23 protein-coding genes and 1 other RNA gene are annotated in these 20,302 nt (G+C 42.2%); 5 read left to right on the forward strand and 19 right to left on the reverse strand.

Annotation, left to right across the window (positions count from 1 at the left end; translation table 11 throughout):
- The first annotated feature begins 5 nt into the window (after positions 1-5).
- Positions 6-731, forward strand: a complete 726-nt coding sequence (gene mtgA / locus SC428_RS12955) for a monofunctional biosynthetic peptidoglycan transglycosylase (RefSeq protein WP_070928927.1) — start codon at positions 6-8, stop codon at positions 729-731.
- Between the two features lie 60 nt (positions 732-791).
- Here the strand turns inward: mtgA and dolP are convergent, their stop codons facing one another.
- From dolP to SC428_RS12975, 4 genes are read right to left on the reverse strand one after another with little or no spacing between them, the layout of a single operon-like run.
- The gene (gene dolP / locus SC428_RS12960; protein ID WP_070928926.1) at positions 792-1,367 is read right to left on the reverse strand and encodes a division/outer membrane stress-associated lipid-binding lipoprotein; all 576 of its coding nucleotides are present in this window, start codon (positions 1,365-1,367) and stop codon (positions 792-794) included.
- A gap of 9 nt (positions 1,368-1,376) precedes the next feature.
- Positions 1,377-1,967, reverse strand: coding sequence for a DnaA initiator-associating protein DiaA (gene diaA, locus SC428_RS12965; protein ID WP_070928925.1), 591 nt, complete (start codon positions 1,965-1,967; stop codon positions 1,377-1,379).
- A gap of 20 nt (positions 1,968-1,987) precedes the next feature.
- Positions 1,988-2,371: a YraN family protein gene (locus SC428_RS12970; protein WP_140180913.1), complete on the reverse strand. Its 384-nt coding sequence runs from the start codon at positions 2,369-2,371 to the stop codon at positions 1,988-1,990.
- A gap of 48 nt (positions 2,372-2,419) precedes the next feature.
- Positions 2,420-4,168, reverse strand: a complete 1,749-nt coding sequence (locus tag SC428_RS12975; protein ID WP_318707923.1) for a penicillin-binding protein activator — start codon at positions 4,166-4,168, stop codon at positions 2,420-2,422.
- A 60-nt stretch (positions 4,169-4,228) separates the two neighbouring features.
- Here SC428_RS12975 and rsmI point away from each other — a divergent pair, with 60 nt between their 5' ends.
- Complete coding sequence (rsmI, locus tag SC428_RS12980) at positions 4,229-5,104, forward strand: 16S rRNA (cytidine(1402)-2'-O)-methyltransferase (RefSeq protein ID WP_272580706.1); 876 nt, start codon at positions 4,229-4,231, stop codon at positions 5,102-5,104.
- A 49-nt stretch (positions 5,105-5,153) separates the two neighbouring features.
- Positions 5,154-5,529, forward strand: an RNA gene (gene rnpB / locus SC428_RS12985) — RNase P RNA component class A.
- A 181-nt stretch (positions 5,530-5,710) separates the two neighbouring features.
- Here rnpB and dagF read toward each other — a convergent pair.
- The 10 genes from dagF to SC428_RS13035 all read right to left on the reverse strand — a co-directional run bounded on the left by dagF (position 5,711) and on the right by SC428_RS13035 (position 14,722).
- The gene (dagF, locus tag SC428_RS12990) at positions 5,711-6,451 is read right to left on the reverse strand and encodes a 2-dehydro-3-deoxy-phosphogluconate aldolase (protein WP_318707924.1); all 741 of its coding nucleotides are present in this window, start codon (positions 6,449-6,451) and stop codon (positions 5,711-5,713) included.
- Position 6,452: 1 nt separating this feature from the next.
- Positions 6,453-7,565 carry a DgaE family pyridoxal phosphate-dependent ammonia lyase gene (locus SC428_RS12995; RefSeq protein ID WP_070928920.1) on the reverse strand — a complete coding sequence of 371 codons (1,113 nt, stop codon included), beginning with the start codon at positions 7,563-7,565 and terminating at the stop codon, positions 6,453-6,455.
- Complete coding sequence (locus tag SC428_RS13000; RefSeq protein WP_070928919.1) at positions 7,549-8,688, reverse strand: amidohydrolase/deacetylase family metallohydrolase; 1,140 nt, start codon at positions 8,686-8,688, stop codon at positions 7,549-7,551. Before SC428_RS13000 ends, SC428_RS12995 begins: the two co-directional genes overlap by 17 nt.
- A 25-nt stretch (positions 8,689-8,713) precedes the next feature.
- Positions 8,714-9,364 carry a DUF4310 family protein gene (locus SC428_RS13005; protein ID WP_070928918.1) on the reverse strand — a complete coding sequence of 217 codons (651 nt, stop codon included), beginning with the start codon at positions 9,362-9,364 and terminating at the stop codon, positions 8,714-8,716.
- A 2-nt stretch (positions 9,365-9,366) separates the two neighbouring features.
- Positions 9,367-10,158 (reverse strand): DUF4311 domain-containing protein, encoded by a 792-nt coding sequence (locus SC428_RS13010; RefSeq protein ID WP_014657591.1) that lies wholly within the window; start codon positions 10,156-10,158, stop codon positions 9,367-9,369.
- Between the two features lie 27 nt (positions 10,159-10,185).
- Positions 10,186-10,482 (reverse strand): DUF4312 family protein, encoded by a 297-nt coding sequence (locus tag SC428_RS13015; protein WP_008912675.1) that lies wholly within the window; start codon positions 10,480-10,482, stop codon positions 10,186-10,188.
- Positions 10,483-10,848 (reverse strand): SFCGS family glycine-rich protein, encoded by a 366-nt coding sequence (locus SC428_RS13020; RefSeq protein ID WP_070928917.1) that lies wholly within the window; start codon positions 10,846-10,848, stop codon positions 10,483-10,485.
- 18 nt (positions 10,849-10,866) lie between these two features.
- Positions 10,867-11,205 carry a transcriptional antiterminator gene (locus SC428_RS13025; RefSeq protein ID WP_070928916.1) on the reverse strand — a complete coding sequence of 113 codons (339 nt, stop codon included), beginning with the start codon at positions 11,203-11,205 and terminating at the stop codon, positions 10,867-10,869.
- A 531-nt stretch (positions 11,206-11,736) separates the two neighbouring features.
- On the reverse strand, positions 11,737-13,674 hold the full coding sequence (locus SC428_RS13030) for a BglG family transcription antiterminator (protein ID WP_070928915.1): 1,938 nt from the start codon (positions 13,672-13,674) through the stop codon (positions 11,737-11,739).
- 346 nt (positions 13,675-14,020) lie between these two features.
- Positions 14,021-14,722 carry a pirin family protein gene (locus SC428_RS13035; protein WP_318707926.1) on the reverse strand — a complete coding sequence of 234 codons (702 nt, stop codon included), beginning with the start codon at positions 14,720-14,722 and terminating at the stop codon, positions 14,021-14,023.
- A 129-nt stretch (positions 14,723-14,851) separates the two neighbouring features.
- Here SC428_RS13035 and SC428_RS13040 point away from each other — a divergent pair, with 129 nt between their 5' ends.
- Entirely contained in the window at positions 14,852-15,754 is a 903-nt protein-coding gene (locus SC428_RS13040) for a LysR family transcriptional regulator (protein WP_070928913.1), read from the forward strand.
- 159 nt (positions 15,755-15,913) lie between these two features.
- Here SC428_RS13040 and SC428_RS13045 read toward each other — a convergent pair whose 3' ends face one another.
- The 5 genes from SC428_RS13045 to SC428_RS13065 all read right to left on the reverse strand — a co-directional run bounded on the left by SC428_RS13045 (position 15,914) and on the right by SC428_RS13065 (position 18,542).
- Positions 15,914-16,309 (reverse strand): DoxX family protein, encoded by a 396-nt coding sequence (locus SC428_RS13045; protein WP_140180897.1) that lies wholly within the window; start codon positions 16,307-16,309, stop codon positions 15,914-15,916.
- Positions 16,310-16,552: 243 nt separating this feature from the next.
- Complete coding sequence (locus tag SC428_RS13050) at positions 16,553-16,852, reverse strand: YqjK-like family protein (protein ID WP_140180895.1); 300 nt, start codon at positions 16,850-16,852, stop codon at positions 16,553-16,555.
- Positions 16,839-17,243, reverse strand: a complete 405-nt coding sequence (locus SC428_RS13055) for a phage holin family protein (RefSeq protein WP_070928910.1) — start codon at positions 17,241-17,243, stop codon at positions 16,839-16,841. Before SC428_RS13055 ends, SC428_RS13050 begins: the two co-directional genes overlap by 14 nt.
- A 5-nt stretch (positions 17,244-17,248) precedes the next feature.
- Positions 17,249-17,554, reverse strand: coding sequence for a DUF883 family protein (locus tag SC428_RS13060; protein ID WP_070928909.1), 306 nt, complete (start codon positions 17,552-17,554; stop codon positions 17,249-17,251).
- 325 nt (positions 17,555-17,879) lie between these two features.
- A complete protein-coding gene (locus SC428_RS13065; RefSeq protein WP_070928908.1) occupies positions 17,880-18,542 on the reverse strand; it encodes a DedA family protein in 663 nt (220 codons plus the stop codon).
- A gap of 620 nt (positions 18,543-19,162) precedes the next feature.
- Here SC428_RS13065 and SC428_RS13070 point away from each other — a divergent pair.
- Complete coding sequence (locus tag SC428_RS13070; protein ID WP_070928907.1) at positions 19,163-20,122, forward strand: TerC family protein; 960 nt, start codon at positions 19,163-19,165, stop codon at positions 20,120-20,122.
- Positions 20,123-20,302 lie beyond the last annotated feature (180 nt).

The following is a 20,302-nucleotide window of genomic DNA, read 5'->3' on the forward strand; positions in this document are numbered from 1 at the left end:
ACTCTATGATGAAACCTATTTCTCGATTATGGCACTGGTTAAAGCGAATTTTGCTTTCATTAATCGCTTTTTGGTTTTTAACCGTTATTGCGTTTAAATTCTTGCCAGTGCCATTTTCGGCTGTCATGGTAGAAAGACAGCTGTCCGCATGGAAAACATTAAATTTTTCTTATGTCTCTCGTTCCGAGTGGGTTGATGAAAATCACATTTCTCCTTACTTATATTTGGCTGTAATCGCAGCAGAAGATCAAAATTTCCCTCATCATTGGGGTTTTGATCTTGAAGCAATAGAGAAAGCTTATAAGCATAATATGAGTAAAAAAACCACAATAAGAGGGGCGTCTACTATCTCTCAACAGACGGTGAAAAACTTATGGTTATGGGATGGACGAAGCTGGATAAGAAAAGGATTAGAAACTGCCATGACTCCTATTATGGAGCTTTTGTGGTCTAAAACACGGATATTGACAGTTTATTTGAACATTGTGGAGTTTGGTGACGGTGTTTTTGGTGTAGAAGAGGCATCAAAACAATTTTTTAAAAAGTCAGCAAATCAACTAACTATGGAAGAAGCTGCCTTATTAGCTGCTGTTTTACCAAATCCTCATAAGTTTAAAGTTAAATCACCGTCTTCTTATGTATTAAAGAGGCAAGCGTGGATCTTGAATCAAATGTACCTTCTTGGTGGTAGGAATTATCTGAAAAATAATGGCGTGGGTTCGATACAATAAAAAAGTCATGAATTTTTACTCATGACTTTTTATTTTATAACAATATATTATTGTTTATGATTAATTAAGATAAGTGAATGCAGTCGTTACTCGACGAACACCATCTGTTTCACTGGCAATTTTTGCCGCTGCATCACCTTCCTGTTTGGTTAGAACACCTAACAGGAAAACTTCACCATTTTCAGTAATGACTTTGACACTCGATGATTTCACAGCGTCACTGGTCAGGATTTTGGATTTAACCTTAGTGGTTATCCATGTATCTTTTGATGCTGTGCCTAAATCAACGGGCTCACCTTGACGCACTTCGTTGTAGACGGCACTGGTTCCCTCAACATTGGCTGCGATTTGTTTAGCGCGCTCAGCCCATGATAGATCAGGGCTTTGCCCCGTCAGTAGAACATTGCCTTTATAGGCAGTCGCAATAATCCGTGCTTTACCTGTAATCTCTTTATCTTTATTCAATTGACCGCTAACACGAGCTTCTAGTGTGCCATCATCAACCTGTTGACCAACGGTACGTGGATCTGTGGCGCTTTTGGTGGCAACGGCAGCTGAACCCACTACGGCAGCACCGATACAGCCTTGTAGCATTGTCATACTCATGAGTATGGCTACTATTGGGAGTAATCGCATTTTTGCTCCTTAATCATCCTGATGGGGGAAAAGTGTATTATCTATAAGATCACACAAACAATTCACTGTAAGAAGGTGGACCTCTTGGATCCTGACACTGCGTTGCGATGGGATGCGAATTTCAACATCTTGAGGTCCTAATAGACCTGCAAGTTCACCGCCATCGTAACCTGTCAGTGCAACAATTGTCATATCACGCGTTACTGCTGCTTCAACGGCTTTGATAATGTCACTGCTATTACCATGAGTTGAGATCGCCATTAAAACATCACCATGCTGACCGAGAGCTCTAACCTGTTTAGCATATATTTCTGTTGGCTGTTTGCTACCAGAAATCGCGGTTAAAACGGCATTGTCTGTGTTTAATGCAAGCGCAGGAAGGCTTGGGCGCTCAGTTTCAAACCGATGGATCATACTCGTCGCAAAGCGTTGTGCTGTTGCCGCTGATGCTCCATTGCCGCAGCACAAAATTTTGTTACCGTTAAGCAGTGATTGAACCATCATCATTGCTGCACGTGATATAGCATCTGGCAGTGCTTCTGCCGCCGCTATCTGAGTTTGAATACTTTCAGTAAAACAGACTTTAATTCTATCCAGCACTTGCTTATTTTCCTGTGAAATTAACCAACATGTTCACTATCGTTAAAGGCATTCTGTATCCATTCAAACTGACTATCAGTAATCGCACAGATATCAAAACGACATGCGGTAGTTTCGAAGCTTTCTTGTCTTTCAGCAAGCCAATATTTCGCAGTTGCGAGCAGTTTTTTGCGTTTGTGCGCATCAACTGACATTACTGCGCCTCCATATTGCTTGTTTTGACGAAAACGGACTTCTACAAATACCCAACCAGAGTTATCTCGCATAATAAGGTCAATTTCACCATGCCGATTTCTGGTGTTTCGTTCAACAAATGTTAACCCCTGTTGTTGCAGGAAGGCCAATACTTGATTTTCATAGTATCGACCAGTTAACCATTGTAATGTTTTTTTAAGTGGTTTCATGACGTCCTTGTCTGAAAAGTTAGCAATCATCCTAATTGCTAGGCATGCTTATTTTGCCAATTTGATTTGACCTTGACTGAATTGCAACCAAGGAAGATCACGATACACAACACAATTATTATCGACGGTTAAGGCACCAGAAGCGCCTTGAAGGCGGAATTGAGTGTTATGTTGCAGTTGATCGTAGTTATTTGCGAGCGACCAAGCATCTATTCCCAAAGAATAGAGACGTAACAACGAATAATCATTCCCTAATTTCTGCTGTGCTTGTTTACGCAAATTATTATTTGCTCCCGCTAGCAGAGGGATATCACTGAATTTGACGCCATCCATTTCAAAACGATAATCAGCACCATTTCCAGCTTGATTGCTACGAGAGCTTGCATAAATATCAGGGCGTTGACGGCTACTAATCGCCATTTCGATCATAGGTTTGACCAAAGTGAGCTCATCACGTGTTGCAACGATATACACTGCATCGATAGAACCTGATGAAGCAATTTGAGGTTCAGGTTGAGAAATGGCAGGGTAATCTTGACCATCAATCGATTGTGCTTTTGGTTGGCTATTAACGATAACAGGCGTACCTGTCATGCGAATACCTGCTCCACGGTTTATGGATTCTTTTAATGAGGCGGTAGAGCCAAAAGATTGCATCAATACTGTTGAGCCACCTTTAGATTGCCACTCTTGGGTAAAAGCTCTCGCTATACGCTGACCAAAGTCATTGGATGGCACTAAAATTAGTGGGGCCCTTTTGCCATCAGCCATCATATGACTTGCTGCATTTTTAGCTTCGTCTTCAGGGGATAACGAAAAATAACATAAGTTTGGACGAGGTTGCAGCTTATCAGCATCTAATTCATTTAATGCTAATACACTCAGTGGTGAGCCTGATTGCGTAATGGCCTGAACTTCAGGTTTTAGCAATGGACCTACCACTAAATTAAAGCCTTCATTCTGTGCTTGTTGTAGCAACTGAGCAAGCTGTTTACCATTAGTATCAAAGACTTTGACGCTTTCATTATTAGTTGGTGTTGCTGCAATGCTTAATGAAGAATCAACGAGCTCATTATCATTGGTTGTGCTGCTATTACCTGTTACCGCAGCGACTTCCGCATAAATCTGATCTAATACATCGTTATTATTGGCGGGTTCAGCAGTAGAAGTAGGTGCAGCTCTGGTTGCAGGAGCTTGAGGTAAGCCTTTTTGGGCATCCATGAAACCTTGCATGATGGCTTCACCAAATACTTTACCTTGACCGCTCATTGGCAGAAAAAGGGCAATTCTAGGGGTTTTCCCAACAGGGGGTTGTGTAGATTGCATTAGCTGATTAGGGGGAGTCTGTGCCGCAGGGTGTCCCGCATAGCGAACTTTCCAATCATCGACACCTGCTTTGAGCGCCGCAGCATCATCACGATTATTAAGATAAATATCAAGTAAATCGACCCAACCGGCTAATGTTGTTTCATCTGAACCAATCCCATCAACCTGCTCAGGGGTCATTTGTGTTAACATTTGCCATGTGCCATCAATATTGGCTTGGCGAGCTGTTGGCTCGGTTAGCAATGTTTCTTGGCTAATATAAGCGCGTAGGACATCAATGGATGGCTTACCCTGTGCAGAATCAATGATAGACTGATAACGACTCACTTCAGAGCTAATTTGTTCAGGTGTCGTTGGGGTGATTGGTGCTTTATTATCCCCTGTGAGTTGGCAGCCTGACAGTACTAAAGCAGATAGCATTGCTGTGCAGACTAACCCTTTTTTTACATGCAAAAAAATTGAAGGACGCATACTGTATCCAGTGGTGTATTTTCAGTTGCTTAATTTTAAACCGGCTATTCGGATGAAACAATGAATCAACCTAATCAAGCAGTGGTTATGGCATCCACGCTGTATATTGTGCCTACCCCTATCGGTAATATGGGCGATATCACGCAACGTGCGCTGGATGTTCTTAAACATGTTGACCTTGTCGCTGCCGAAGATACGCGGCATTCAGGCATGTTATTACAAAACTTTGCCATCAATGCACGTATGTTCGCCTTGCATGATCATAATGAACAGCAGAAGGCAGATCAATTAATTAACAGACTTCAACAGGGCGATAGTATCGCATTAGTTTCCGATGCAGGTACACCTTTAATTAATGATCCCGGCTATCATTTGGTCACTCGTTGCCGTGAAGCGGGTATTCGTGTTGTCCCGTTACCCGGCGCTTGTGCTGCAATTACGGCGCTTAGTGCAGCAGGTTTACCTTCTGATCGCTTCTGCTATGAAGGTTTTTTGCCCGCAAAAAGTAAAGGCCGTAAAGATGTTCTTAAGTCGCTTGAACATGAAACGCGTACATTAATTTTTTATGAATCAACGCATCGTTTACTCGATAGTTTAGCAGACATGGTTGAAGTGTGGGGAGCTGAACGTCACGTTGTATTGGCTCGAGAAATTACCAAAACGTGGGAATCGATAGAGGGCAAGCCTGTTGGTGAGTTGCTAGCATGGGTTAAAGAAGATGAAAACCGCCATCGCGGGGAAATGGTTCTGATTGTTGAAGGCTATAAAGCGAATATAGAAGAAGACGACATTTCACCTGATGTGATCCGCACATTAAATTTATTGCAGCAAGAGTTGCCTCCTAAAAAAGCGGCAGCAATCACGGCTGAAATTTATGGTTTGAAGAAGAATCGCCTTTATAAATTGATGCTTGATCAAGCAAACGCAGGGGAATAGCAAGATAAACCCCTATACATAGGTCGCTAAAGTGCCTATAATCCGCTTTGGAGTTGGCCAGACAACCGCTGCTTTATCGTAGTCCCTTCGGGGGAGACGGATAGAGGGGAGGAAAGTCCGGGCTCCACAGGGCAGGGTGCCAGATAACGTCTGGGAGGCGCAAGCCTACGACTAGTGCAACAGAGAGCAAACCGCCGATGGCCTGTTTACAGGATCAGGTAAGGGTGAAAGGGTGCGGTAAGAGCGCACCGCGCGGCTGGTAACAGTTCGTGGCACGGTAAACTCCACCCGGAGCAAGACCAAATAGGGGTTCATATGGTGCGGCCCGCATTGAACCCGGGTAGGTTGCTGGAGCCAGTGCGCAAGTGCTGGCCTAGATGAATGGTTGTCCACGACAGAACCCGGCTTATCGGCCAACTCCAATTTTTTCGTCATACTTCAAGCTGTGGCTGTGTTGGCTTCACTCAGCCACCCTAGTCACATACTTTTGTATGCTCCTAGGGATGTCTTCGTTTTGCCGCCTTGCCACAACTCGAATTATTTAGAAAAAATTCTCAGTTATTTTTTAATGGATTAAAAGGAATGACTTCTTACGGTTTTTTAAGGTTACTTAACGGCTTGTTTAACCATTTCTAGTAACTTACGCACATCGTCTGGGCGGGTGTTGCCGCTTTCTTTATCAATAATTGAACTGTAAATGTGTGGAATGATCTTTTTCACGCCGGCATCGAGGGCAATTTGCAAGATTTGTGGGAAATTCTCTAAATCAATGCCGCCTGTTGGCTCTAAAGAAAAATCATATTTAGCACAGGCTTGTGCAACGGCTTTATATTCTTCAATGTAAGTTAATCCTTTCATATTGAAGAACTTGATTGAACTTGCGCCCATATCTTTTAACATCATAATGGCAGTTTCAACAGGTACAATACCCTCTGGGGATTGAGAACTCAGTGGGCCCGTTGAGATTTTCACCATACCAACAGTGCCACTTGGGGAGACTAAAGCATTGACGAACGTTTCATCTTGTCCAAGTAACGCACGGCTAATCGGTGCGCCAGTAAATACTTGGTTAACATGCTGCGGTTGGATTTCTTTAGAAATTAATGAAACCATAGTTGATTGGTTTGGATCACCAGCCCCTAAGCCAACAGACAAGGCATTGTCTGTTTCTTGTGCATAGATACGCATGTCCGCAATGGCGCTGTCTAAATCAGGGTAGTTTTTTGATAAAACGCCAACAACAACATAAGTTTCAGCCGCTTGATAGATATCTTTGGCATTTTGATGGCTGCCAGCAAGTACGTTTAGGCAAACACGGTTTTGATAAAAGTTTGGTGACAATTTCATCTTACATTCCTTTTACTAACAAACGGATACGCTCTGCAATAACGCCAAGTTGTTGATTGCTAACACTGCGAATATCGGCTTCCACTTTGCCTTCATTGGCTTTGTATTCACGGAAGTAGATCGCGGTATCCCCTTGTTTTAATTCATGCATGATTTGGTAGGTTGTTTTACCAATCATTTTTTCATCGAAGCTAATTTCAGCACGAGCAATATCACGGCCAGCGGCATCCCATACAATACGCGCTGAAATTGCAGGGATCGCATTGAGTTCTTCAATAAAACCACTCATGCGTTCCACCATTTCAGCCCCTGTTTCTTTGGTTGCCGTCAAGTATTGTTCAATCGCCAGTGTTAATCCTAAAATGCCTTCTTTCCCGACTTTCATGGCTCGGCCAATGCCTTGGCTTTGGCGTTTTACCCATTCAACATAGGTTTTTTTACCCACAACGAGGCCGCTGGTAGGTCCTTCAATCGCTTTGGCACCACTGTAAATCACTAAATCAGCACCTGATTGATAGTAGCTAGTCAGATCTTCTTCTGCGGCAGCGTCAACAATCAATGGGACATTGTGTTGGCGTGCAACAGCGGCAGCTTCACTCACGCTTAGCATACTTTTCTGTACCGTATGGTGAGACTTGATATACAAAATAGCTGCGGTTTGTGGGGTGATCTTCGCTGAAAGTTGAGCTGAGGAACATTCATTAGCAAAACCTGCCTCAATCACCTTACCGCCGCCAAGTGTCACCATGGTATCGACGGGGGCTCCGAAGTTAACGTTGTGACCTTTTGGTAGCACAATTTCGCGTGGAACCACTTTAGATGATGAGTGTAAATTTAACAGCAAGTCATCGTCATCACGCACAATCACCGCAGCAACAGCTTGTGCAATACCGGCGGAGGCGCAAGAGACGACAACGGCACTGTCAACATCCAGTAATTTTGCGATGTAATCGCCTGTTTTATTCACTAAATCTTTAATTTCAAAATAGTGATTAAGGCCATAAGCGACACGTTCAACCACTTCGGGGGTTGGGGTTGATACGCCAAGAATGGTCATGCGGCCAGAGGCGTTAATCACGTGTTTTAGCTGATACTTTTCATAAATCGATTGCATGTTCAGATTCGCCTTCTGCATGAATAATATGTTTGCCGCCAATAATTGCTGCGATAGGTACAAAACGTTGTGTCCCTACACGATGTTCACCTTCTGCATCGGTCAACTCAGTGCGTTCTTCTTTGAGATCAAACAGTGTGATGTCAGCATCAAAGCCCGGTTTTAAATAACCTTTTGCCGGTAAAGCTAACAAGTCAGCCGCTTTTTCTGTTACACAGCGCAAGATTTTTTCAGCGCTAAAGCCCATGCACAGAAACTTAGTCATGACAAAGGCAAGGCTGTAAACAGGACCATTAACACGGTTGCGATGGTAGATATCAGAACTAATGATGTCAGGGTAGGTGCCAATTCGCATGGCTTGTTCTGCCACTTTGAAACTAAAACTTTCACCACCGTGTCCTACATCAAGGATCACACCGCGCGCTAAGGCTCGAGCAATAGACGGTTTTAAGTTTCCTTGCTCGTCCAAAATACGATTGGGTTTCCCATTGAAACAGTGGGTAATAATATCGCCACGCGTTAGTAAATCGGCAATTTCGTCAATATTTGGTGGGTTATTACCAATATGTACCATTAATGGTAGTCGGTGCTTTTTCTGCATCTGTTTGGCTTTGATCAGCGGCTCAATTCCATTGTCACCGACAACACTTTTACTCATCCGTGCTTTCATGCCAACAATGAATCCTTGATGGCGTTCAATCGCCTGTTGAAAGCAGGTTTCATTGATATTGTTCATATCAGACAGTTCGTTTTGGGCAATAATGCCAATACGTGAGATGTTTAATAATGAAAACACATTGGTTTGAGATTTTTGTGTGAGCTGATAAAACTTGTCGATATCGTCAGCACCGACACTACCTGCATCAACCAGTGAGGTGACACCACCCGCAGCACCTGCTAAGTCTGGGTCATCGAAGTAGATAGGTGACTCGGTAAAACAGTGAGCATGTGAATCAATCCATCCCGCACTGACGTAGGTTTCCCCTTTTAGGTCAATCCATTTTTCAGCTTGTTGGTTGCAGGCCAACTCAGGGCCTGCTGCTTCGATTTTTCCATCTTTGATAAGAATATCAATGAGTGTGCCATCGATACGCTTACCCTGTTTGATGATTAAAGAATACATAATTACCTTCTTTGTTATCTTGTCATTAGGCTGCGAGAGGGAAGAAATATCCAAACAGCATCGCACCTAAAATTGCGCCACCAGCGACCGGTTTTTGCCATACATAGAAGATCAGTGCACCAATCAAAGAACCGATACCAATAGGAATTGATGCGGCCATTGCGGCTAGGATAATCAATGGACCTAAGAAACGGCCTGATGTATTACCCGCACCCATCATGATGTCTGCACCAAATGTTGAGTTGGCTTGCGCGATAGTAAATTTACGAGCGAATACAATGATCAAACCGATAATGAGTCCAAGAATTAATCCTGTGATCAGTGAGATCCAAAAGTTAGTGACTAAAATGTCCCAACCTGCTGCAAGGAACAGCGCAGGTACACCAAGGCCGATACCAGTTTGCAGGGCACCACCGATATCCAAGATACCGACTAATGATCCTTCGATAATACGAGCAAATAGGAAGCTAGCACCAAACGCAGCAACTGCACCGTAAACACCTGTATCTAAACCTGCTTTTAACATGGCCACGAAGGCAACTTCGTTAAATGCCCCAAACCCGTAAACGACATACATATGAGTACCGGCAAAGATCCCTGCTGATAGCAACCCAACAAAGATTGGGAAAGACCATTCCGCGTACCAAAAGTCTTGTTTGTTGATTTCAGTTGTCATGATTATTTCCCGCTCAGCAGTCCATGGATGTATTCAAGCCATAGAGGTTTATCCAGATGGAAAGAGGTGATCATTTTCAGGTCGAATTCACGGAAGAAGCCACTCAGAACAAACAGCAGCACGACAGTGATCATCATTGTGCGAGTAACACGGTTCCAGCCGTTGTCATCAACGCCTTTACCGATAAGAATACCGAGAACCAGACCAGGGATGGCGTTGCCCATGATCAGCTGTGCACATCCACCAAACAGGGTTGCCCAAAAGCCAGAACGACGACCTGCATCCATCGCTGCCAACCAGAAAATAACTGGCATCACGGTATTAACCAGCAGGTTTGCCGCCGGTACTAACACGTTGATCGCCGTAGTTTGTAGCGCAGCAGGAACCGCTGATGCAGTGGTGTTTAAGAAGGCAACCACCAAAGCACCAATCACGGTACAGGCAATGGCCATTTTTTTAGGGTTGTGCAGAGTTTCTGCGACGTTGCGGTTTTTAGATAATAGGGCAGCCGCACCCCAGTTAGGGATAATGCGGTGATCTACGTCTTGCGTGAATGCCCCAGCAGCAACGGATGATGCCCATGCGTTGAAGAAAAAGCCTAAACCAAATGAAAAGTGAGAAGCAGGGTCGCCTTCACAAGCATTAAGTTCGCCAAGTGTACGGAATGCCCCCATCCCTTGAACAGTAGGAGCGTGGAACATTCGAGCTGCACCCGCACCAAGGCCAAAGCCGCATAGGCCGCCAATGATGAGGGACATACCCAATATTTCTAAGAAAGATGCAGTTTCACTCATGGAAATGCCTCCAGACCTGTATTGTTTTTATTGTTCTGTAAATGGTATTTCGTTGACAGAAAGTAGGGTGACATCTAGCGAAACGTCGAGCACCACACGAAAATGTTCACGTTTACGGGGCAGAAAAACGAAAAGAAATTTTTCTGTCCGCGATTGTGAGTGTGCACTCACAACGGCAACATCCTTGGGCTCAATTCGCAGGATAATGTCATTGCTTTCTTTCAGTACGGTGCGTTGAATGGAGTTCAGGGCATCAGCAATCGCTTTTTGCTTACTGTCGCCTTGACCCGAGACTCGCACAACCGTTTCGATAGATTTCTTCATTTATGCGTCGCCGTATTTTTTGATATAGGCTTTAACCAAGCGCTCGCCGAGTTCTTCTTTATCCATAAAACCGAAACCTAACACGATGCAACCTTCTGCAATCGCGGTTTCGCCTTCTTCGATTGAACGCATACCATAACGTGCTTTGTAACCATATTTAGTTTGAGCAGTGATTGCGCCTGCACCGCCACTACCGCAGAAAGAGATCCCCAAGTTAGCTTGTTCTGCATTCATCACGTCGCCTAATTTCATATCAGCAGCGACACCTGGCACAACAACGGCTTTACCGCCAGCTGCTTCAACACCAGCAGCGACTTTTTGGCCTTTACCTAAACGATCTCCGATAGCAACAACAACTTGTTTCATAGTGATTTTCCCCAAAAATTAATCATTCGAACGGATTACTTCAAAGTGAACTGAAAGTAAAAATGTCTCCTCTGGTGCCAATCCCGGCAGGGTATCGACAACACGTTGCGACAGCGCAATAGAGTGTTGTGAGATTTCATCGAACAGACTGATATCCACTTCAGGTAATGCTTCGCCTGTTTTTGCTCTTGCTACCATGGCTCTTAGATGAGACTCCAACATCTGTTGTTGTACATCGGTGGTGTAGCAATTTTCCTGTTTAAGCCAACCACTAATGACGGCTAACAGCTCCTGTGTTACTTCATCGATGTCGAGGTTATGTTCTGACATCTTGAAAACGACAACTGATTCACTCATAACTGTTTAAAATCCAAGGTAATAATGCAATTAAACTGCTTGTTCCTTCATGATGAATACCTTAATCGGTTCTATGTGGCTTGTGCAGGCATGGAATTTCCACTTAAAAGTGGAAATAAATTGGAAGTGGCTAAATGTGATTTGTGGTTATTGATTGAGCTAAATGGAAAATAAATGGAAATAACACCTATTTTTGATGATTTAAAATCAACTGTCTTAAATTGGTTTGTTGATAATTAGATTTAAATTCAGTTAGTTAGCTATTTTCTGACTGTGCTGGAAGTCACAAACTGCAATTTTGCACTAAGTGGAAACGAAAAAGTGGAAATAGCGCATGAGAGAGCGTGTTTATTTCCACTTGGGAGAATATTGACTAAAAACGACCGGTTTTACTAAAAAACAAAATGATAGAATTGCGGTTATGATCACGCAAAATAATGCAATTGCTATTTTTCCGATAGTAAGTGGAAGTAAAAACAGAATAGGTGTATTGCGTTAAAAATAGGCAATACACCGCGATAGGAAAAGAGATTAAAGGATACGCGCTAAGCTGTCTTTGGCTATCACTTGGAATTCGTTGAAGTTTTTAACTGTTACTAATCGGCGAGTGGTTTTCTCTTTCACAAAGGTGACAAATAGATCGTAGATAGCCATTGCTTCTTCATAATCAGCTTTACTGATCGCCAGTAAGAAAATGACATACGCATTTTCTTTGGTGTCTTTATTCCACTCGATACCTTTAGGCGCCACAATTGTTACGACCACTGTTTTGTTAGCCAGCAATCCCAGTGAATGTGGTAGGGCGATGCCTTCACCAAGTAGAGTAGAGACAATAGACTCTCGCTCTTGTAGCGAAGGGTAAAAATCAGCAGTGACATAGCCATCTTGTTGTAGCTTTTGGCAAACGGTTTGGAATAACGTTTCTTGACTGATCTTATCGTTAATCACCATAAAGTAACGTTCATCAAAGAAACGCTCAATAATATATGGGCGAGTTTGATCCATCATGGCCAGTCGACCGACTTGTTCTAATTGATAAGGGGTCGGGAAGGGCGCAATTTTAATCACCGGTTTATTTTTTTCAGAGATACGCACCGTGGTGATCACAAAATCTTCTTCTACTTGATCCAGTGATTCATACTCTTGCAGTGTCAGACCTCGGCTAAACTTCAGTTGTGGGAATTCACGCATGATTTTTGACTCCACCACCCGAAAAGTTGAGTTCCCCGCATCAGTCACCACAAGCACTTCAGTTTGCCGAATAGAGCCTGCGCCATAGTTTCTTTCTAAGCTAACACCAATATGCACGGCAAGGTAACCCAGTTCATCTTCATTAATGGGGTAAGGAAGTAATTGTTTGCTCGCACTGGTTAGTGCACTTAAGGTGACATCATAGGCGAAGGGGTAATATTGTTTTATATCACTCAGGAGCGGGTTAGGTGTGATGATATGATATTGAAGTCGAGTGATCAGTGCCGCAATATGCGTGTTAAGATCACGCTTGAGTTTTTCATCATTACGTAAGTCATAGTTATATAATTCATTAATATAATTAAGAATGTATTCAACTAACTCACTGTGGCTACCACTTTTTTGCTGAGCAACATCTTGATTGCTGATCCGCTGGGCTATGATTTGATCATGAAGGTAGCTGAGCTCTGGACTGGAGAGATCGCTACCAAGGAAATAAATCAATCCTTTAGATACCTCATCACAGGCTTTACGTAAGGTTTCTTCACTATCATGATTCTTGATAATGGAGGTCAGCTCATGACCACGTGTAATACGTAAAATAGTCACTGCACAGTTAAATACTAAGTAGAGATGGCCTTCATTACTGAGACGAATATCAAAGCGATTCATGCTGTTATGTAGCACTTTATCGATATAGGTTAAATCAAGGTTATCTAAGCATTCAGGCTGGAAAGTGGCTAAGTCATGATTTAGCTGTTGTGAAAAGCGACGCCATAACGTTTCAGTCATGCAGGCTCGGATTGCCCATTCGCTACCGTTAAGGCGGATCCCTTGATGTGGAATGCTTTCTAATAGTATTTGGTATTTTTGTAGATGTTCCCTGACGATACTCATATCTTGCTGTAGGGTTCCACGGCTGATAAACCACTCTTCAGCAATATCATCCAATTTAACGGGTAAGGAAAGCATCAATAATTTTAATAGTAATGCATCGACGCGCTCTTTGCTGGTGCGGGGGATGCCATTTTCAGCTTCATTTTGTTGTGTTAGTTTGGCGAAAAGCGCTTCATCATCGACTTTTAAACAATAACCGCGACCACGCTCATAGATAATATGGGCGCTATAATTTTGTATCAACTCATTAATTTCATTGATATCAGAACGAATTGTCCGTGTTGAAACGGAAAAACGCTTTGCTAGTTCATCTTGAGGAACAACCTCATCAAGGATACTGGCAAAAATTTGATTAAGTCGTTGTTGAATGAATAAAGCCACGAAAACACCTTTTAAAGCTTAACAATAGCTGATTAACCAAAATATTATACTCGTCATAGTTCAAGTTATAGTGCATCTCATTGAGGTATGGCGACGTCGCTCACTCTCACCAGTCACATACTCGTGTATGCTCTTAGCGACGCGTTCGCTTGTCGCTTAGCTGCACCTCAAATTATTTAGAGTAGATGCGAATTTTGGCGGACGATGAGCTGGACTCTACCATAAGGTGACTAATTTACAGAGTATGTCGGATCATAAAATTGCGAATATCATCGCAAAAACGAGAAGGTATCGTAAGCAGAGCATTTTTGGAGGGGCAAAGAGAATTTTGCCCCTATTAGGTTGGTTATTCGCCAATATCAATCAGTAATGCACGTATTGTGGCAGGAGAAGAAAGTGTTAACTCATTTTCATCTTGAATAAATACACCGTCATTACAACGTAATTCAAGTGTATCCCCACTACCTGCTGTGAGGCTGGCTCCACCATGGATCGATTGGAGATAAGCATTTTTACCTTTCAACTTAATATGTTGTGGGCTATCAGAGCCAATATTTAGCTGGGTGATCCAAATTTGTTGACGTAACTGTAAGCTATTGTTTTCACCAGTAGGCGAGGCAATGAGCATATTACTGTCATCAGGCACTGCAATTTTTTGAGCGGGATAGTACTCCTGCTCAGGGCAAGCATTTAGCCATAATTGCAAGCGGGTTAATGGCTTTCCGGAACAGATATTGTGCTCACTGTAGCTTAAATCAGGGCGGGGTGAAAAGCGGATGCATTCGCCTTCACTCACCTCTATTCGATTACCTGCGCTATCTCGGTATTCCGCACTACCTTGTAGAACTAAGTTAACAAGATCAACATGCGGGTAAGTTTTGGGCTGAAAAGCACTTTCAGGTGCAATCACTTCCTGATTCAATACTCGTAATGTTTTAAATCCCATAAAGTCAGGATCAAAATAATGGCCAAAGGAAAACGAATAGCGCGCTTGTAGCCAACCGTAATCAGCTTTTCCGCAATGGTTAACGGCTCTTAGTGTCATCATGGTGGTTAACCCCTCTTTTCGTTTTAACAAAAATATACAAATCTATACAGTCATAATAAATAGCTGGACGTCGAATTGTTAGCCAGTTAATCTGTTGCCTTCATTCAAAATTCCTGAAAGAGATATTCCATGAGTAAAGAGAGAGCATTAACACTTGAATCATTAAGGGTGATGGATGCGATCGACCGTCGCGGTAGCTTCGCGGCTGCTGCTGATGAATTGGGTCGTGTACCCTCAGCACTCAGCTATACAATGCAAAAATTGGAAGAAGAGCTCGATGTGATCCTATTCGATCGTTCTGGACATCGAACAAAATTTACGAATGTTGGCAGAATGTTGTTAGAGCGTGGTCGAGTGTTACTGGAAGCAGCTGATAAACTCACCTCAGATGCTGAGGCGCTAGCTAAAGGTTGGGAGACTCACTTGACCCTTGTTTGTGAAGCATTGGTTCCGGCCTGTGATTTATTTCCTTTAGTTGATAAATTGTCTGAAAAATCCGACACACAACTTTCTATTTTAACCGAAGTTCTTGCAGGGGCATGGGAGCGCTTAGAAAGTGGTAAAGCGGATATTGTGATCGCGCCAGATATGCATTTTCGCTCATCTTCTGAGATCAATTCGAAATCGTTATACAGTATCAACCATGTGTATGTGGCTAGTCCTGATCATCCTATTCATCAAGAGCCTGAACCACTTTCTGATGTTACGAGAGTCAAATATCGAGGCATTGCGGTTGCTGATACCGCTCGCGAAAGACCTGTGATCACCGTTCAACTATTAGATAAGCAACAACGGCTAACAGTTTCGACTATCGAAGATAAACGTAATGCATTATTAGCAGGTTTAGGCGTCGCGACGATGCCTTATCCATTGGTGGAGCAAGATATTCGAGAAGGGCGCTTGCGTGTTGTTAGTGCAGAGTATAGCCATCAAACCAATATTATTATGGCGTGGCGCCGAGATAGTATGGGGGAAGCCAAATCGTGGTGTTTGCGTGAGATCCCAAAACTGTTTGCCAATAAAAACAAATAATCGCACATAAAAAAGCCCCCAAACCGGACAGAGTATTGGGGGCAATGGCTAGGATGAATATTGCGTCATACTGCAAATTACAGGGGGCGGCAATTAGCTTGCCGAATTATGCTTTCCCTTGAATTAGTTAGAGTATAAGAGGGCATAATGATGATTGTATTACCATTTCTTGTTTAATAAATAGTCGATGCTGAATTTCCCTGGGCCAGTCACAGCAAGGAGTAAGTAACCTCCCGCAATCGTCATATTCTTCATAAACATCAAGCTATTTGGTCCAACGCTAAAATCAATATGGAACAGCAGAGCGGTTAAAACAGTAAACCCAGCCGTGAAAATAGCCACTGTTCGTGTTAGGAAACCAAACAGAACGGCTAGTCCACCACCCAGTTCTAATAAAATAGTTAAAGGTAATAAAAACCCTGGAACACCCATTGCTTGCATATATTGTTGGGTGCCTTCATAAGCGTCACCTAATTTGCCATACCCAGCAACAATAAACAGAATTGGCATCATAATACGAGCAAGTAATAAAACACCATTTTCTAAATTTTTCATTAAGATTCTCCAGCTAACTTGGTCAGCAAATGTCTAATAAATTCAATATTTGTCACTATATAACGTTGTTTTTAGCACTAAATGATTAGAAATCATTTGATGTACGTATAGTAATTATTTATTAGTTCAATAAAAAGCAAAGGATATTAACAAAGATGGACAAAAAATTTGAAGTATGGATTTTGAACGAATAAAACCTGAGGCGATCACTTAAGTCGCCTCAGGTTTTTTTAAAGGGAGAGATTATTTCTGATTAGAATTGACAGCGCCCCGGATAGTACGGATGACACCCCAAGTAGCGAGCGCTTTTTTTCCTAAAGAAAAAATTCGCTTTGGGCGCTTAATGGTATAGATAGACAGTAAACCCGCAGCCGCCATAAAAATTGGCCTAAAAGTGACGATAACTTTCCATGTGCGATCATAAGGCTCAGTGACTTGTAACCAGTCATCAGAAGCGGCAGATAACGCAGCACGTTGTTGATCAATTTTGTCGATCAGGTGCTGTTTTTTTTCGACTAGCAATTGGCGTTTACTTTTGTTCATTATCTGATCCTACCAAAGCTTTTGAGTCCTTCTTTAATTGTTCGCGGGTTGCACCAAGTAAAGTCGACTGTTTCGCTTTTTTGAGTGTCCAAATAGCCCCAATAATGGCTAACAAAATAAGAACACCTGTGGTAATCGCTAGAGCTTGATAGCGATAAATAGGATCAACTGACCAAAAGATCAGACCAAGCAGACACATTAATCCAAAGGCGGTAAATAGTAGAGTGATACCCGCCATTAAAATAAGTTGAATTAGGGTGGTTTTTTCTTCCTCTAACTCAACCGCAATTAATTGAATGCGGGTTTCTACCATTTGTACTGCGATGCCAGCAATGCGCTGCAAGGTAGCTAGGACCCCTTTACCGGGGCCTTGACGCTCTTGTTGTTCCATATGAATTAACGTTTAGCGAGCAATACGCCGAGAACAACGCCAACAGCTGCACCAATACCGATACCTGTCCATGGGTTTTCGCGAACATAATTATCTGCACGACCGGCAATTTCTTTGGTTTGCTCAGTGATTTTTTCACCAGCTTGGCTGAGTTTAGCGCGTGAAGATGACAGGGCATCTTGTGCTTTATGTTTTAGGCTCTCTATTTCTTCTTTTGATTTGTTTCCGGTATCGTTGAGCATCGCTTCTAAAGAGTCTGCCAGTGCTTTGAGTTCTGCGCGTAGTTCTTCTGATGAATGGTTCGATGACATGGTGGAGCCTCCGATAAGTTAATTAATCAATATACTCGTCATACTTTAAGTTGCAGGTTTGTTCACTTGTCGTTTACCTGTACTTCAAATGATTAGAGTATAGAAAAATATAATGCCAGTCTTAACAATAACTATTTTTGCTATAAGTGCAATGAATGATTGCCTATTTATTGATTAAATTAATGTAAAAGCGTATTTAATTTTAAATAAGAAGAAGTATTGTGAAATTTTTGTTAGTAAATTGTTATCACTAAAGGGGGCTAAGGGTTGGCAATAAATCAAAGATAAAGCGAGAGGTGGATTGCCCTCTCGCTTAATAGTGAACTTATTTCTTGGTTGAGAGCTTTTTCTTGACGACCACTGCGATACTGCCGATAAGACCAAGGATCAATAGTCCTACAGGGATCAACATCAGCACATTCATAATGTGGTGTTCATATTGCAGAAATATCGGGCTTTTACCAAAGCCAAAACCAATTGCAGTTAGGATCAGCACCCAAAGTAGGCCACTTAGCCAATTAAACACTTGAAAACGACCATTTTGTAGGCCTGCGAGCCCTGCGATTGTCGGTAATAATGTCCTAACAAAAGCTAAGAAACGACCTATCAATAGTGCTGCTAGGCCATGACGATGAAACAGGCCGTAAGCGCGTTGGTGGTAGTGTTCAGGGAGGTGTGCTAACCAACCTTTTACCAACTTAGTATTACCCAGCCATCGTCCTTGAATATAGCCAACCCAGCACCCTAGACTTGCACCAGCTGTCAAAATAACAATCGTCAATGGGTAACTCAGTGTACCTTTTGCAATGAGAACACCAACAAGGATCAGTAAACTGTCACCTGGTAGGAATGCGGCAGGGAGAACCCCATTCTCAAGAAAAAGAATTGCAAATAACATAAAGTAAATAGCCCAGACCAACGCAGGGTTGGATAGGGTTGCATAGTCTTGATGCCAAAGGGCAAAAAATAGTTCTTTAACTAATTCCATTAATGTTTCCTAAACGGCAATAACAGCAACAATCTTATTGTTGAGCAGGGAGACATGGATTATGCGAATACCTAAGTGAAAAGTCATGTTCCCTCAGGCTGTTAGTTTAAAGCATGCCCACTTTAACAAAAGCGAAAATAACTAAACAGTAAATTCTTACTCTATTTTTAGAATTCATTTAAGTTTTTCATTGAAGGGATCCTATGAACAAATTGTCTTTCGTGCGGTAAGTGACGTCAAAATAGATACTATCAGTAGTTTTTAAGCTAAAAATGATAAAAAAGTGTTTTTTCATTATGGATCATTTCCTCAAAAAATTTATTGAAATATTGAAGGCTAATGATTGCATTTTAGGACTAATTACCCTATCTTACTCGTTATAGCAAAGGGGAGTAACTTCTTCTTGTCGGTTTATCGTCATTACGGTGCACACATTGCGCCCGGTAGCCGAGCACCACAATTTCCTGATCCTAGGGCTTTTGTGTTGTAAGTGAGACCTTGCCAGAAGGCGAGGTTTGCACGTTGTTTACAACCAAAAAGTGGTCACTTTAGGTTCAAACAGTTTAAAGCGGCTGGCGTCTTCTGAGATGTCAGCCGTTTTTTGTTTTTAAGGAAATTATATGCACTCTGTGGGTAATCCTGTTTTATGGGGTAGTTTTGCGGCCATAATCTTGTTCATGTTGCTTGTCGATTTGTTTTGGCAAGGTAAGCACAAAGGACAAGCGATGTCGATGAAACAAGCTGCGGCTTGGAGTATTCTTTGGGTCACTTTATCACTGATCTTTGCTGGTGGGTTCTGGTGGTATCTCAACGACACTGTTAGCGCTGAATTTGCGAATAGCCAAACAATGGCATTTTTAACGGGTTATCTACTAGAAAAAGCACTTGCGGTTGATAATGTATTTGTGTGGTTAATGTTGTTCGGCTACTTTGCGATCCCTGCTAACCTACAAAGAAGAGTATTGGTCTATGGCGTGCTCGGTGCCATCGTACTGCGTACGATTATGATCTTTGCGGGTAGTTGGCTAGTCACCCAATTTAGCTGGATCCTATACCTATTTGGCCTGTTTCTGCTGTTTACCGGACTTAAAATGGCGTTTGCCAAAGAAGACGATTCCCCCATTAATGATAAGCCATTAGTCAAATGGGTACGTTCACATTTACGTATGACCGATGAGTTGCATGGCGAGAAGTTTTTTATCAAACGCAATGGTGTGTTATTTGCAACACCGTTGATTTTAGTACTGATCTTAGTTGAAATTAGTGATGTTATATTTGCTGTTGATAGCATCCCTGCAATTTTTGCTGTCACGACTGACCCATTTATTGTACTCACATCAAATCTATTTGCGATTTTGGGTCTGCGTGCAATGTACTTCTTGCTCGCCGGTGTTGCTGAAAAATTCAGTATGCTTAAGTATGGATTAGCGGTGATTTTAACCTTTATTGGCGTCAAGATGCTATTAATGGATGTTTACCATATTCCAACCGCGATTTCGCTTGGTGTGGTGGCTGCCATTTTAGTGATTACTTTGATTATCAATACGATCGTCAATAAACGAAACGCCTCTCATTATTAACATTTAACATCAATTTAAAATTAAAGCACTCATCATTAGTATGAGTGCTTTTTTTATTTAATTGATTGAAAACCATCATACATTTTATCATCCCCTATCCTACTATAAGAAACAAAATACAGTTAAGATCACAGATATGTAAATATATTGTTAAAACAAATAAATTATTGTCTATATTTA

Origin of the sequence: Providencia sp. 2023EL-00965, assembly GCF_033550225.1 — a bacterium.
GTDB classification, from domain to species: domain Bacteria; phylum Pseudomonadota; class Gammaproteobacteria; order Enterobacterales; family Enterobacteriaceae; genus Providencia; species Providencia manganoxydans.

Bases quoted from the DNA above. Each gene is read 5' to 3' on its own strand.
- mtgA (WP_070928927.1), top strand. From the start codon at position 6: ATGATGAAACCTATTTCTCGATTATGGCACTGGTTAAAGCGAATTTTG.
- dolP (WP_070928926.1), bottom strand. From the start codon at position 1,367: ATGCGATTACTCCCAATAGTAGCCATACTCATGAGTATGACAATGCTA.
- SC428_RS12970 (WP_140180913.1), bottom strand. From the start codon at position 2,371: ATGAAACCACTTAAAAAAACATTACAATGGTTAACTGGTCGATACTAT.
- SC428_RS12975 (WP_318707923.1), bottom strand. From the start codon at position 4,168: ATGCGTCCTTCAATTTTTTTGCATGTAAAAAAAGGGTTAGTCTGCACA.
- rsmI (WP_272580706.1), top strand. From the start codon at position 4,229: ATGAATCAACCTAATCAAGCAGTGGTTATGGCATCCACGCTGTATATT.
- dagF (WP_318707924.1), bottom strand. From the start codon at position 6,451: ATGAAATTGTCACCAAACTTTTATCAAAACCGTGTTTGCCTAAACGTA.
- SC428_RS12995 (WP_070928920.1), bottom strand. From the start codon at position 7,565: ATGCAATCGATTTATGAAAAGTATCAGCTAAAACACGTGATTAACGCC.
- SC428_RS13000 (WP_070928919.1), bottom strand. From the start codon at position 8,688: ATGTATTCTTTAATCATCAAACAGGGTAAGCGTATCGATGGCACACTC.
- SC428_RS13005 (WP_070928918.1), bottom strand. From the start codon at position 9,364: ATGACAACTGAAATCAACAAACAAGACTTTTGGTACGCGGAATGGTCT.
- SC428_RS13010 (WP_014657591.1), bottom strand. From the start codon at position 10,158: ATGAGTGAAACTGCATCTTTCTTAGAAATATTGGGTATGTCCCTCATC.
- SC428_RS13015 (WP_008912675.1), bottom strand. From the start codon at position 10,482: ATGAAGAAATCTATCGAAACGGTTGTGCGAGTCTCGGGTCAAGGCGAC.
- SC428_RS13020 (WP_070928917.1), bottom strand. From the start codon at position 10,848: ATGAAACAAGTTGTTGTTGCTATCGGAGATCGTTTAGGTAAAGGCCAA.
- SC428_RS13025 (WP_070928916.1), bottom strand. From the start codon at position 11,205: ATGAGTGAATCAGTTGTCGTTTTCAAGATGTCAGAACATAACCTCGAC.
- SC428_RS13035 (WP_318707926.1), bottom strand. From the start codon at position 14,722: ATGATGACACTAAGAGCCGTTAACCATTGCGGAAAAGCTGATTACGGT.
- SC428_RS13040 (WP_070928913.1), top strand. From the start codon at position 14,852: ATGAGTAAAGAGAGAGCATTAACACTTGAATCATTAAGGGTGATGGAT.
- SC428_RS13045 (WP_140180897.1), bottom strand. From the start codon at position 16,309: ATGAAAAATTTAGAAAATGGTGTTTTATTACTTGCTCGTATTATGATG.
- SC428_RS13050 (WP_140180895.1), bottom strand. From the start codon at position 16,852: ATGAACAAAAGTAAACGCCAATTGCTAGTCGAAAAAAAACAGCACCTG.
- SC428_RS13055 (WP_070928910.1), bottom strand. From the start codon at position 17,243: ATGGAACAACAAGAGCGTCAAGGCCCCGGTAAAGGGGTCCTAGCTACC.
- SC428_RS13060 (WP_070928909.1), bottom strand. From the start codon at position 17,554: ATGTCATCGAACCATTCATCAGAAGAACTACGCGCAGAACTCAAAGCA.
- SC428_RS13065 (WP_070928908.1), bottom strand. From the start codon at position 18,542: ATGGAATTAGTTAAAGAACTATTTTTTGCCCTTTGGCATCAAGACTAT.
- SC428_RS13070 (WP_070928907.1), top strand. From the start codon at position 19,163: ATGCACTCTGTGGGTAATCCTGTTTTATGGGGTAGTTTTGCGGCCATA.